The organism is Vibrio sp. 1457 (assembly GCF_033340195.1).
Lineage (GTDB): Bacteria > Pseudomonadota > Gammaproteobacteria > Enterobacterales > Vibrionaceae > Vibrio > Vibrio alginolyticus.
This window is the reverse complement of record NZ_JAWOWA010000032.1, coordinates 23,865-36,664: the sequence shown is the minus strand read 5'-3', so window position 1 is coordinate 36,664 and position 12,800 is coordinate 23,865. Positions and strand designations below refer to the sequence as shown.

Genomic DNA, 12,800 nt, shown 5'->3' with positions numbered 1-12,800 from the left:
CAAGACGGTAAACTGCAAATCTTTGCTGGCAACAACAAAGTCGAAGGCGAAGTCGAGTTTTCAGGCGGCCTATCTGGTGAGCTAGGTTTGGGCGAAGGTAAAAAAGTAACGGTAGATACTATCGACGTAACCTCAGTTGGTGGCGCACAAGAATCTGTTGCTATCATCGATGCAGCACTGAAATACGTAGACAGCCACCGCGCAGAGCTGGGTGCATTCCAGAACCGTTTCAACCACGCAATCAGCAATTTGGACAACATTAACGAGAACGTGAATGCGTCGAAGAGCCGTATCAAAGATACTGACTTCGCGAAAGAAACGACGGCAATGACCAAGTCACAAATTCTATCGCAAGCGTCAAGCTCAATCCTTGCGCAAGCGAAACAAGCGCCAAACTCAGCGCTAAGTCTGCTAGGTTAATTTCAAACCTAAGACGAGAACCTTATTGGCTCGTGGTGAGAGATGAGCGAGTAAACCCAGCTTCGGCTGGGTTTTTTTCTGTCTTTTGGGGCCCCAGGATTTCTGCGAATCACGACATTAGAGCTTCATCACATTTCAGTAAGCCAAAGAAAATAATCGCAAAAAATTGAAAATTTCTTCTAAAGGATATTCATCGGTCGCCGTTAAAGGGACTGAGAGAAATGAGATGTACCTAAGTGAGGTGAGAGACACGACGGTACATTCACTAAAGCCTTAAGGAGATCAATTATGGCGATTAACGTTAATACTAACGTTTCTGCGATGACTGCACAGCGTTACCTAAACCAGGCAGCTGACGGTCAACAAAAATCTATGGAGCGTTTGTCTTCGGGTTATAAAATCAATAGCGCGAAAGACGATGCTGCAGGTCTACAGATTTCAAACCGTTTGAATGCACAAAGCCGTGGCCTAGATATGGCAGTGAAAAACGCAAACGACGGTATTTCTATTGCACAGGTTGCTGAAGGTGCAATGAATGAATCTACCAACATCCTACAACGTATGCGTGATCTTTCGCTTCAATCGGCGAACGGCTCTAACTCAAAAGCAGAACGTGTAGCGATCCAAGAAGAAGTAACAGCGCTAAACGACGAGCTAAACCGTATTGCTGAAACTACCTCTTTCGGTGGTAACAAGCTTCTAAACGGTACTTACGGTACTCAATCTTTCCAAATCGGTGCGGACTCAGGTGAAGCCGTGATGCTTTCTATGGGTAACCTACGCTCAGACACTTCAGCAATGGGTGGTAAGAGCTACGCAGCAGAAGAGGGTAAAGACGCATCTTGGACTGTTGGTGAGAAAACAGAGTTCAAAATGAGCTACACCAACAAGCAGGGTGAAGAGAAAGAGCTATCAATCAGCGCTAAGCAAGGCGATGATATTGAGCAGCTAGCGACATACATCAACGGTCAAAACGATGATGTAAAAGCCTCTGTTGGCGAAGATGGCAAACTACAAGTATTTGCTTCTTCTCAAAAAGTTGAAGGTGATGTTGAGTTTTCTGGCAACCTAGCAGACGAGATCGGCTTTGGTGGCCCGAAAGACGTAACAGTGAAAGACATCGACGTAACCACAGTAGCTGGCTCTCAAGAAGCAGTAGCGGTTATCGACGGTGCTCTTAAGTCCGTAGACAGCCAACGAGCTTCACTCGGTGCTTTCCAAAACCGCTTCAACCACGCAATCAGCAACCTAGACAACATTAACGAGAACGTTAACGCGTCTAAAAGCCGTATTAAAGATACTGATTACGCGAAGGAAACCACTGCGATGACTAAGTCGCAAATTCTTCAGCAAGCAAGTACTTCAATCCTGGCTCAAGCGAAGCAGTCTCCATCTGCAGCGCTAAGCTTGTTGGGCTAAGTGGTAAACCCAGCCTGAGGTCAACACCTTAGTGCTGGGGCACCAAAGCGATAGATTCTATCGTTAGCCCATAAGGTGGAAGGGAGATTGTAATGGATATATCCTCCTACGCATCGAACATCCAGCCTTACGGCACGCCAAATGGCACAAAGTTTGCAAATAAAAATGGCAATGATATAGGCACGTCTAGCCCAGCAAATTCAAATGGTGAGATTTCGCCGCAAAAAGCGAAAAACACCGAATACGACTTCTCTGTTCAAGCTGCGCTCGAGATGGCTGAAAGCCGTCAAGAACTGAACAAAGAAGAACGTGAAAAATTGGTCGCGCAAATGAATGAATTTGTCACGTCCATAAACAAAGGAGTCGCATTTCGAGTGGATGAAGAATCCGGACGAGATGTGGTGACGATTTATGAAGCCAATACCGGTGACGTGATTCGTCAAATTCCTGATGAAGAAATGCTAGTGGTATTGCGTCGCCTAGCTGAGCACACAGCCAACAGCGGGTTGTTGACTGAAAAAGTGTAAGTCGTTTTTAGAGGTGATTTGATGAGTTTAGGCCCTTTGGGGATGTCTGGCGGCATGGATATTAATTCCATGGTCAGCAAAATTGTGGATGCCGAACGCGTACCAAAGCAGCAACGCATCGACAACGAACGCACGACAATTAATGCCAGTATCAGTGCTTACGGGCGACTCAGAGAATCATTGGATACGATGAAAAATCTCATGGCGAACTTTCGTCAGGAGAAAGCATTTGCCGTTCGCACTGTCGAAACGACCGATGACAATATCGTATCTGCCACGGCAACCACAGATGCTATCGCTGGCAAATATGCTATCGATGTGTTGCAGCTTGCTCAGAGCCATAAAGTCGCTTCTGACGTATTGCCAGAAGACGCAAAATTTGGCCCTGGTAAGCTGCAGATTTCGCTTGGTGATGAGCGTTTTAATATCGATGTTCGTTCCCGATCTAAGCTCATCGATGTCGTACGTGGCATCAATGGCGCTAAAGATAACCCTGGCGTTCGTGCATCTCTTATTAACGACGTCGAAGGTCCACGCCTTATCCTTGCTTCTAACCTCTCTGGTAAGGATCATCAAATCAGAGTCAGTGTGGAGGCAGAAAAAGGCAACCCTCTTAAATATTTCGAATACCAAACATTTGAAGACCGCGTCAACGCGCTTGAAGAAGCTCGTTCAGCGGCGGAAGATGTCTTAGGTCCTCTTAAATTTCCGGAACAACCAGCAGAAGAGCTGGATGCAAACGGCAATCCTCTACCTCCAGAAGAGCAAAAAGCGGCAGACGATGTACAAGATGATGCATCGCAAGCGCTAATCTCTGCGGCGGGTGCGGAAGCAGCAAAAGCTGGTCAAGAAGCCATTGATGAAGCCAACCGACGCGCGAGTTTACGCCCTGAAGACAGAATTCCAGGGTGGACAGAAACTGCGTCAGGTACTTTGTTGGACTCTTATGAAGAACCAGAGCTCGAACTCGACGAAAAGGCAATAGAGAAGGCACCAGATGTTCCAGGCTGGAATAATGCCGCATCGGGCACCCTAACCGATTCTTACGTTACGACGAAAGAGGCTAAGCAGCTTCTTGAGCAAGAAAAAGCGGAAATCGAGCAAAAAATTGCGAGTGAAAAGCAAGCGTTAGACGAAAAAGTGGCACGTGGTGAACTTTCCGAAGCGCAAGCTAAGCAAATTCATCGCGCTAAACTTGATCCTCAAGAACGTGAGCGTCTGGAAAAAATTGATGAAGCAGAAGCGAAAATCGCAAAGGCACAATCTGCTTTTGAACAATACCTTGGGATGACAGAAGTACAAGCAGGGCAAGATTCAGAAGTACTGCTTGATGGAGTGGCAAAGCTATCTAGCCACAACAATGTGATTGAAGATGCGATCGAAGGTGTTGATTTAACACTAAAAGGCAAATCAGAACCGAATAAACCGCCTGCTGAAATTGGTGTCGAGTACGACCGTCAAAGTGTACGCAACGATATCGAAAACTTTGTGGCAGCGTATAACTCGTTTTATCAAACCTCCCAAGCGTTAGCGAGTGTGGATCCGGTAACGGGTCAAAAAGGGCCGTTGTCAGGTGACAGCACCGTACGCAGTGCAGATTCACGATTAAAATCGGTCTTTTCTACTCGAATCGATAAAGCACCTGAAAACCTAAAGTCCTTAACAGAATTTGGCATTACGACCACACGTCAAGGCACCCTAGAAATCAACTATGACATGCTAGACCGCCAGTTGAACAATAACTTCAACGAGTTAGAAAAGTTCTTCGGTGGCAACACAGGTTTTGCTAAACGAGTCGAAGATGCGATTCACGGTATCACAGGTATTACAGGCAGTATTCGTACTCGAGAAAAAAGTCTCACAGAACAAAACTACCGTTTGAGTGACGATCAAGCGGCATTAGATCGCCGCATGGAAAGCCTAGAGAAGCGTACTCATGCGAAGTTTACCGCGATGCAAGATGCGACCGGTAAAATGCAAGGCCAGTTGGGCGCTTTGATGAGTGCGTTGGGTTAATAAATGCAAAAAGAACTCATGGAAATTAGTGATATAGATCAACTAATTACGCAAGAATTAGAAAAAATTGATTTTAATGCTGAAGAAATTCTTCGCTTGGTCGATATCAGGGAACGGTTATTGCAAAACCTGTTACCAATTATTCATCAAAATCCTTTGGTTAAGCAGGATGCAGAGTGGCAAGCATTGCTAACTCGTACCAAAAGAATTGTCGAGCTGATGCAATCGGAAACGTCAAAGGTCGGAAAAGAGCTCCATAAGTTTCGTTATGGCCAGCGTTCACTTCAGCAGTACAAAAAATTTATTTAAAAGAGGATTACTATGCGCGGTTCTTTGCAAGCATACAAAAAGGTATCAGTCGACAGCCAGCTTAGCGCGGCTTCTCCGCACAAAGTCATTCAAATGCTTATGGCTGGTGCGATTGAGCGCCTTATTCAAGGTAAAGCAGCCATGCAAGCAGGCAATATTCCAGCAAAAGGTGAGCGCTTGGGTAAAGCGTTAGACATCATTATCGCGCTACGCAGCTGTCTATCTATGGATGACGGTGGTGATATTGCTTCAAACTTAGATTCACTGTATGAGTTTATGATCACGCAAATTTCTGCTGCTAACCATCAAAATGAGCCTCAGCTGATCGACGACGTTATTGACATTATCCGTGAGATCAAGTCCGCTTGGGACCAAATCCCAACAGAGTTTCATAATCTTACCGCTGCTGAAGTTGGTATTTAATAGTCAAAACAATGCGTTAAGATACTAGACGAATATATTTGTCAATTGCGCAACGAGTTGTGTAGCAAAGTTTCTATCAAGCTCACACCTCTCCATTGCTTGGTTGCCTTATTTTTATATTCAAATAAAATAGAAGCCATTAGTAGCCCTAATGGCTTTTTTGTTGCTGATTTTCCTATTTTGTCTATCGTAAATTGAGTGTGGTGGTTCTGCCTTCTTTAGCACCCAATTGCGCAAATCAAGGTTTGGCCGCAACGCACCTAAAATAAAGGCAATCATTCTTACTTATGCATGGTTTGGCAAAGCTGCTTGTAATTGATGATGACGCATCAAGTCGTTTAAATTTAAGCAATATATTGGAATTTGTTGGAGAAAATTGCGAAGCGGTCAGTTCTGATCAGCTCAGCGATGTTGATTGGTCTAGCGTATGGTCGTGCTGTATTGTTGGTAATATTCCAGCAGGTCAAGCGGCGAGTACGGTTATCTCTCATTTAAACAGCGCTTACCACATCCCTCTTCTAGTCATGGGCCGTTTTCCTTTGCCTGTTGATGATCTTCCAAATTTTGTTGGTGAACTAGAGCTGCCGCTTAATTACCCACAGCTTAGTGAAGCGTTACGCCACTGCAAAGATTTTCTGGGGCGAAAAGGAGTGAATGTTGTTGCTAGTGCACGCAAAAACACGCTTTTTCGCAGCTTAGTTGGTCAAAGTAGAGGTATTCAAGAAGTTCGACACCTGATCGAGCAAGTATCAAACACGGAAGCAAACGTGTTGATCTTAGGTGAGTCCGGTACGGGTAAAGAAGTTGTTGCGCGTAACATCCACTATCATTCTTCATACCGCGATGGCGCTTTTGTACCTATTAACTGTGGTGCAATACCGCCTGAGCTCCTAGAAAGCGAATTATTTGGTCACGAAAAAGGCGCGTTTACTGGTGCGTTAACTGCCCGTAAAGGTCGATTTGAGCTCGCAGATGGTGGCACTATCTTTCTTGATGAGATTGGCGATATGCCAATGTCGATGCAAGTAAAGTTGCTTCGTGTATTGCAAGAACGCTGCTTTGAACGTGTAGGTGGCAATAGTACCATCAAGGTAAATGTTCGAGTTGTGGCGGCGACACACCGTAATCTAGAAAATATGATTGAAGAAGGCACGTTCCGAGAAGACTTGTTCTATCGTCTGAACGTGTTTCCAATTGAGATGCCAGCGCTGAAAGAGCGCAAACAAGATATACCATTGCTGCTGCAAGAACTGATGACACGTTTAGAGGCGGAAGGCGGACAACCTATCTGCTTTACACCTCGTGCAATCAACTCACTGATGGAGCATAACTGGCCGGGCAACGTACGCGAGTTGGCTAATCTTGTTGAGCGAATGATTATTCTGTATCCAAATAGCTTGGTGGATGTAAACCATCTACCAACCAAATATCGCTACAGTGACATCCCAGAGTTCCAACCAGAGAGCAATCCATTTGTTTCGGTGGAAGAGCAAGAGCGTGATGTATTCCAAGATATCTTCTCTGAAGATTTTAGCTTTGAAGATCAAGACGACCTTGATCACAGCATGAACGCCCCGCAAGCGCTGCCACCGGAAGGGGTTAATTTGAAAGAGCTGCTGGCTGATTTAGAAGTTAATATGATCAGCCAAGCATTAGAAGCGCAGGGTGGCGTTGTAGCGAGAGCGGCCGACATGCTGGGTATGCGACGTACTACGCTGGTGGAAAAAATGCGTAAGTACAACTTACAGCGCTAGGTAAAGTGAAGTTTTAAGACGATATCTGAATTATCACTTGTGCTAGTTAACATCGTTTTTCTGGCATCCAAAACTGTTATCTCTGAGTGTCAACTTATTGTCGATAGCTTAACGTCCTGATAAATATAAAAAATAGCTTGGTACGCTAATTGCTTACCAAGCTATTTTAGTTTTAGCGGCGATATTTCGACAGGCAGTAATGGATAACAACACCAATCAATCCCATTTAGATTCCGTAGAGAATCAGGTTGAGCGCTACAAACAGGTGCTCGATGTGATGCCTGCTGGAGTGATTTTGCTCGATACGTACGGAGTAGTGCGTGAAGCAAATCCAGAAGCGCACCGAATTCTTGAGATTCCACTGGTTAACGAAAAATGGTTCAACGTTATCCAGGCGGTGTTTGACCCACGTGAAGATGATGGCCATGAAGTTTCCCTGCGGAATGGCCGTAAAGTTCGACTCGCCATCTCGGCGTCTACAACAGGTCAATTGATCCTGATTACCGATTTAACCGAAACCCGTTTACTTCAAGCTCGTGTCAGTGATTTACAGCGCTTATCGTCGTTAGGACGTATGGTTGCGTCGCTTGCTCACCAAGTAAGAACGCCGCTGTCGAGCGCTATGTTATATGCATCCAATTTGGGAGCGCCAAATCTTCCTCCAGCGACAAAAGATCGCTTCCAAACCAAATTAATGGATCGACTGCACGATTTGGAAAAGCAGGTTAATGATATGCTGCTTTTTGCTAAAGGTGGTGATAATAAAGTCATTAAGCCATTCACGATTGCCCAGTTGGTAGCGGAATATCAGCCGATGGTCGAAACCGCGCTAAAAAACAACAGTATTGATTACTGCCTAGAAGTGGAAGAAGAACAAACTGAGCTACTAGGCAATGCGAACGCCATTGCATCCGCATTAAGTAATCTGGTCATGAATGCGATTCAAATGTCTGGTAAAGAATCGCAAGTCGATATTTTTTTCCGCCCGGTAAATGGTGAGTTACGCATTTCTGTGCAAGACAGCGGACCGGGTGTGCCCGAAGAACTGCAAGCCAAAATCATGGAGCCATTTTTTACCACACGTTCTCAAGGAACTGGATTAGGGTTGGCAGTTGTTCAAATGGTTTGCCGTGCCCATGACGGTCGATTGGAACTTATTTCAGAGCAGGGTGATGGAGCCTGCTTCACCATGTGCATTCCGCTAGAGCGAGTGCAAACAGAAGCGCAATAAGCGGCTTTTGGTAATAACAATTTCTGGAGAATCATAATGGCGCAAAGCAAAGTGCTGATCGTAGAAGACGATGAAGGTCTTCGTGAAGCCCTAGTCGATACTCTGGCTCTGGCAGGGTATGAGTGGTTGGAAGCGGACTGTGCTGAAGATGCACTGTTAAAGCTGAAATCGAATACGGTTGATATCGTCGTTTCTGATGTGCAAATGGCGGGTATGGGTGGCTTAGCTCTGCTCAAAAGCATCAAGCAGAATTGGCCTAACTTACCAGTATTGCTAATGACGGCGTACGCCAACATTGAAGATGCCGTGTCTGCAATGAAAGATGGCGCAATTGACTACATGGCGAAACCATTTGCACCAGAAGTGTTGCTAAATATGGTCAGTCGTTATGCACCGATAAAAAGTGATGACAACGGTGATGCTATCGTTGCTGATGAGAAAAGTCTGCGTTTACTCGCGTTGGCCGATAAAGTGGCACGTACAGATGCGAATGTTATGGTGCTAGGTCCTAGTGGCTCAGGTAAAGAAGTGATGTCGCGCTATATTCACAACGCGTCAAATCGTAAAAATGGTCCTTTTGTCGCAATTAACTGTGCCGCGATTCCTGACAATATGCTCGAAGCAACACTGTTTGGCTATGAAAAGGGCGCATTTACTGGTGCTGTTCAGGCATGCCCAGGAAAGTTTGAACAAGCGCAAGGTGGCACAATCTTGCTTGATGAAATCAGCGAAATGGACCTGAACCTGCAAGCGAAGTTGTTGCGTGTTTTGCAAGAGCGAGAAGTAGAGCGCCTAGGCAGTCGCAAAAGCATCAAGTTAGATGTTCGTGTGTTAGCGACGAGTAACCGTGATCTTAAGCAATACGTGTCAGAAGGAAACTTCAGAGAGGACTTATATTACCGCCTGAATGTATTCCCAATTGCGTGGCCTGCGCTTAAAGAACGTAAAGGCGATATTGCACCGCTTGCCAAGCATCTTGCTGAGCGTCATTGCAGCAAAATGGGCATGCCAGTGCCTCAATTCTCGACCGTTGCGTTAGAAAAACTATTGCAATACCCTTGGCCGGGTAATGTTCGTGAATTGGATAACGTGGTTCAACGAGCGCTGATATTAAGTGAAAATGGCGACATCGATGCAGAGCACATTTTGCTCGAGGGCGTAGATTGGCAAGATGCCAATAGCTTGCAACACGTGGTGCAAAATGCAGATATGGTCGTGCCCAATGTTAAGCCAGTTGCTCAAGCTGAGAGTGTCAGCCGCCCAGTAACTGGTGGAGAAGGCTTAGGCAGCGAGCTGCGCGATCAAGAATACGCCATTATTTTGGAGACTTTGGTTGAGTGTAATGGTCGACGCAAAGAAATGGCGGAGAAACTGGGTATAAGCCCTCGAACCTTGCGCTATAAGCTTGCCAAAATGCGTGATGCTGGTATAGATATCCCGAATTAACACAGACAACGGCCATAAGACAAAAAGTGTAAGTAAATTGATTGCTAATGTCTTATGGCACGTTAATTGCTGTGTCAATAATCAGTTTTGTTAATAGTCAATCTTTTGGCTTAGAGGTGCTAATGAAAATTGATGGTATTCAGGCAGAAATGCGCGCCATGATGGTAGAAGCAACCAATACGGCTCCTACTGCAAGTGGGGCGAAAGTTGGAGCGGATTTTAACGATCTCCTAACTAAAGCCATCAATAACGTGAACACACTTCAAAAAGCATCTGGTGATTTACAAACCCGTTTTGATCGTGGTGATGCCGATGTATCCCTTTCTGACGTTATGATCGCTCGTAACAAGTCTAGTGTCGCTTTTGATGCGACGGTTCAAATTCGCAATAAACTCGTTGAGGCATATAAAGACCTCATGAACATGCCAGTGTAATTTAGGTAATAAGTGTGGCAGACAAGTCTACAGATTTAACCGTCACTGAAGGCGGCTCAGATGGTGCACTGGTAGCAAGTTCCGATGTGGATGTGGAGAGTCAAAATCCAGATCTAGAGGAGCGCAGTGCGTCAAAATTCGATATGGCAGTGGGCGACCTCGATTTACTTCGTCAGGTTGTGCTTGTGCTGTCGATCTCCATCTGTGTTGCATTGATCGTGATGCTGTTCTTTTGGGTCAAAGAACCGGAGATGCGCCCACTTGGTGCGTATGAGACCGAAGAATTGATCCCCGTTCTGGATTATCTGGACCAGCAGAAAATCAATTATAAGCTTGATGGCAATACTGTTTCTGTTGAATCGAGTGAGTACAACTCGATCAAACTTGGCATGGTTCGTTCCGGCGTTAACCAAGCTACAGAAGCAGGCGATGATATTTTGCTGCAAGACATGGGTTTTGGTGTTTCACAACGTCTCGAGCAAGAGCGTCTCAAACTCAGTCGAGAGCGCCAATTGGCTCAAGCAATTGAAGAAATGAAGCAAGTTCGCAAAGCACGAGTATTATTGGCACTGCCAAAGCACAGCGTGTTTGTGCGTCATAACCAAGAAGCGTCTGCGTCGGTATTTTTGACATTGTCGACAGGCACGAACCTTAAGCAACAAGAAGTGGATTCTATTGTCGACATGGTAGCGAGTGCCGTGCCGGGAATGAAAACTTCTCGAATTACCGTCACAGATCAGCATGGCCGCTTACTCAGCTCAGGCTCCCAAGATCCTGCTTCTGCGGCGCGACGCAAAGAACAAGAATTAGAACGCAGCCAAGAGCAAGCGCTGCGCGAAAAAATTGATTCCGTACTATTACCCATTTTAGGTTATGGCAACTATACGGCGCAGGTTGATATCCAAATGGATTTCAGTGCGGTTGAACAAACTCGCAAACGTTTTGATCCAAACACCCCTGCGACCCGCAGTGAGTACGCACTCGAAGATTACAATAACGGTAACATGGTAGCGGGTATTCCGGGTGCGTTGAGTAATCAGCCTCCAGCGGATGCCTCTATTCCGCAAGATGTGGCTCAAATGAAAGATGGTTCTGTCATGGGGCAGGGGTCAGTTCGTAAAGAGTCCACGCGTAACTTTGAGCTAGATACCACCATCAGCCACGAGCGAAAGCAGACCGGGACGGTGGCTCGTCAGACCGTTTCTGTTGCGATTAAAGACCGTCGTCAAGTTAACCCTGATACGGGTGAAGTGACTTATACCCCAATGTCCGAATCTGAAATCAATGCCATTCGCCAAGTATTAATTGGTACCGTTGGCTTTGATCAAGGCCGTGGCGATTTGCTGAATGTATTGAGTGTAAAGTTTGCTGAGCCAGAGGCTGAGCAGCTAGAAGAACCACCAATTTGGGAGCACCCTAACTTCAGTGATTGGGTTCGTTGGTTCGCAAGTGCATTAGTGATTATTGTGGTTGTGTTGGTTCTGGTTCGCCCAGCAATGAAGAAATTGCTTAACCCTACCAGCGATGATGAAGACGAAATGTACGGACCAGACGGCTTGCCGATTGGTGCGGATGGTGAAACTAGCTTGATTGGCAGTGACATCGAAAGCAGCGAACTGTTCGAGTTTGGCTCAAGTATTGATTTGCCAAACCTTCATAAAGATGAAGATGTATTGAAAGCGGTTCGCGCTCTGGTTGCGAATGAACCTGAACTGGCTGCTCAAGTAGTGAAAAACTGGATGAATGACAATGGCTAACGATATCGTACCTCAAGATGACAACGCCGCGGGAATGCCAGTAGAGCTGGATGTTTCAACCATTACTGGCGAAGAAAAAGCGGCAATTTTGCTACTGAGCCTTAATGAACAAGATGCAGCTGGCATTATCCGTCACCTAGAACCAAAACAGGTTCAGCGTGTTGGTAGTGCGATGGCTCGCGCGAAGGATCTCAGCCAAGACAAGGTATCTGCTGTTCATCGTGCGTTTTTGGAGGATATCCAGAAATACACCAACATTGGTATGGGCAGCGAAGACTTTATGCGTAATGCACTGGTTGCCGCTCTTGGTGAAGACAAAGCCAACAACTTAGTTGACCAGATCCTACTTGGTACGGGCTCAAAAGGCTTGGATTCTTTGAAATGGATGGACCCACGCCAAGTGGCGAGCATTATCGTCAATGAACACCCACAGATTCAAACTATCGTACTGTCTTATTTAGAAGCAGACCAATCTGCAGAGATTTTGTCTCAGTTCCCTGAGCGCGTGCGTTTGGATCTGATGATGCGTATTGCCAACCTTGAAGAAGTTCAGCCATCAGCATTGGCAGAGCTGAACGAAATCATGGAGAAACAGTTCGCGGGTCAAGCGGGTGCACAAGCAGCCAAAATTGGCGGCCTGAAAGCAGCAGCGGAGATCATGAACTACCTAGACAACAACGTCGAAGGTTTGTTGATGGAACAAATTCGCGATCAGGACGAAGACATGGCGACGCAAATCCAAGACCTAATGTTTGTCTTCGAAAACTTAGTCGAGGTGGACGACCAAGGTATTCAGAAGTTGCTGCGTGACGTACCACAAGACGTGCTGCAAAAAGCACTCAAAGGTGCAGATGACTCGTTACGTGAGAAAGTCTTCAAGAACATGTCTAAACGTGCTGCTGATATGATGCGTGATGACATAGAAGCGATGCCGCCAGTACGAGTGGCAGATGTAGAAGCCGCTCAGAAAGAAATCTTAGCAATTGCCCGTCGAATGGCGGATGCTGGTGAGCTCATGTTGTCTGGCGGTGCTGACGAATTCTTATAATTTCTATTGCTTCGCA

Annotated in this window: 12 protein-coding genes; all 12 read left to right on the top strand. The window is 45.9% G+C overall.

Translation table 11 applies throughout. The features are described from left to right. A partial coding sequence (locus tag R7Z41_RS21790; RefSeq protein WP_263856746.1) for a flagellin occupies positions 1-420 on the top strand: 420 nt, incomplete at its 5' end. A 288-nt stretch (positions 421-708) separates the two neighbouring features. Then, the gene (locus R7Z41_RS21785) at positions 709-1,839 is read left to right on the top strand and encodes a flagellin (RefSeq protein ID WP_005380449.1); all 1,131 of its coding nucleotides are present in this window, start codon (positions 709-711) and stop codon (positions 1,837-1,839) included. Positions 1,840-1,931: 92 nt separating this feature from the next. Next, positions 1,932-2,366: a flagellar protein FlaG gene (flaG, locus tag R7Z41_RS21780; RefSeq protein ID WP_005380451.1), complete on the top strand. Its 435-nt coding sequence runs from the start codon at positions 1,932-1,934 to the stop codon at positions 2,364-2,366. Between the two features lie 21 nt (positions 2,367-2,387). Continuing rightward, on the top strand, positions 2,388-4,382 hold the full coding sequence (gene fliD / locus R7Z41_RS21775; RefSeq protein ID WP_225478238.1) for a flagellar filament capping protein FliD: 1,995 nt from the start codon (positions 2,388-2,390) through the stop codon (positions 4,380-4,382). A gap of 3 nt (positions 4,383-4,385) precedes the next feature. Beyond that, positions 4,386-4,691, top strand: coding sequence for a flagellar protein FliT (locus R7Z41_RS21770; protein ID WP_005380456.1), 306 nt, complete (start codon positions 4,386-4,388; stop codon positions 4,689-4,691). A 12-nt stretch (positions 4,692-4,703) separates the two neighbouring features. After that, positions 4,704-5,114, top strand: coding sequence for a flagellar export chaperone FliS (gene fliS, locus R7Z41_RS21765; RefSeq protein WP_005380457.1), 411 nt, complete (start codon positions 4,704-4,706; stop codon positions 5,112-5,114). Positions 5,115-5,401: 287 nt separating this feature from the next. Beyond that, a complete protein-coding gene (locus R7Z41_RS21760; RefSeq protein ID WP_005384490.1) occupies positions 5,402-6,868 on the top strand; it encodes a sigma-54 dependent transcriptional regulator in 1,467 nt (488 codons plus the stop codon). 199 nt (positions 6,869-7,067) lie between these two features. Continuing rightward, complete coding sequence (locus tag R7Z41_RS21755; RefSeq protein WP_005380459.1) at positions 7,068-8,099, top strand: sensor histidine kinase; 1,032 nt, start codon at positions 7,068-7,070, stop codon at positions 8,097-8,099. A 36-nt stretch (positions 8,100-8,135) separates the two neighbouring features. After that, positions 8,136-9,545: a sigma-54-dependent transcriptional regulator gene (locus tag R7Z41_RS21750; RefSeq protein ID WP_005394318.1), complete on the top strand. Its 1,410-nt coding sequence runs from the start codon at positions 8,136-8,138 to the stop codon at positions 9,543-9,545. Positions 9,546-9,667: 122 nt separating this feature from the next. Then, positions 9,668-9,979 carry a flagellar hook-basal body complex protein FliE gene (gene fliE / locus R7Z41_RS21745; RefSeq protein ID WP_005384482.1) on the top strand — a complete coding sequence of 104 codons (312 nt, stop codon included), beginning with the start codon at positions 9,668-9,670 and terminating at the stop codon, positions 9,977-9,979. Positions 9,980-9,993: 14 nt separating this feature from the next. Next, entirely contained in the window at positions 9,994-11,736 is a 1,743-nt protein-coding gene (fliF, locus tag R7Z41_RS21740; protein ID WP_005380462.1) for a flagellar basal-body MS-ring/collar protein FliF, read from the top strand. Next, positions 11,729-12,784 carry a flagellar motor switch protein FliG gene (gene fliG / locus R7Z41_RS21735; protein WP_005380470.1) on the top strand — a complete coding sequence of 352 codons (1,056 nt, stop codon included), beginning with the start codon at positions 11,729-11,731 and terminating at the stop codon, positions 12,782-12,784. The genes fliF and fliG overlap by 8 nt, the downstream gene beginning before the upstream one ends. Positions 12,785-12,800 lie beyond the last annotated feature (16 nt).

Bases quoted from the DNA above. Each gene is read 5' to 3' on its own strand.
- fliS (WP_005380457.1), top strand. From the start codon at position 4,704: ATGCGCGGTTCTTTGCAAGCATACAAAAAGGTATCAGTCGACAGCCAG.
- R7Z41_RS21755 (WP_005380459.1), top strand. From the start codon at position 7,068: ATGGATAACAACACCAATCAATCCCATTTAGATTCCGTAGAGAATCAG.
- R7Z41_RS21785 (WP_005380449.1), top strand. From the start codon at position 709: ATGGCGATTAACGTTAATACTAACGTTTCTGCGATGACTGCACAGCGT.
- flaG (WP_005380451.1), top strand. From the start codon at position 1,932: ATGGATATATCCTCCTACGCATCGAACATCCAGCCTTACGGCACGCCA.
- fliE (WP_005384482.1), top strand. From the start codon at position 9,668: ATGAAAATTGATGGTATTCAGGCAGAAATGCGCGCCATGATGGTAGAA.
- R7Z41_RS21760 (WP_005384490.1), top strand. From the start codon at position 5,402: ATGCATGGTTTGGCAAAGCTGCTTGTAATTGATGATGACGCATCAAGT.
- R7Z41_RS21770 (WP_005380456.1), top strand. From the start codon at position 4,386: ATGCAAAAAGAACTCATGGAAATTAGTGATATAGATCAACTAATTACG.
- fliG (WP_005380470.1), top strand. From the start codon at position 11,729: ATGGCTAACGATATCGTACCTCAAGATGACAACGCCGCGGGAATGCCA.
- R7Z41_RS21750 (WP_005394318.1), top strand. From the start codon at position 8,136: ATGGCGCAAAGCAAAGTGCTGATCGTAGAAGACGATGAAGGTCTTCGT.
- fliD (WP_225478238.1), top strand. From the start codon at position 2,388: ATGAGTTTAGGCCCTTTGGGGATGTCTGGCGGCATGGATATTAATTCC.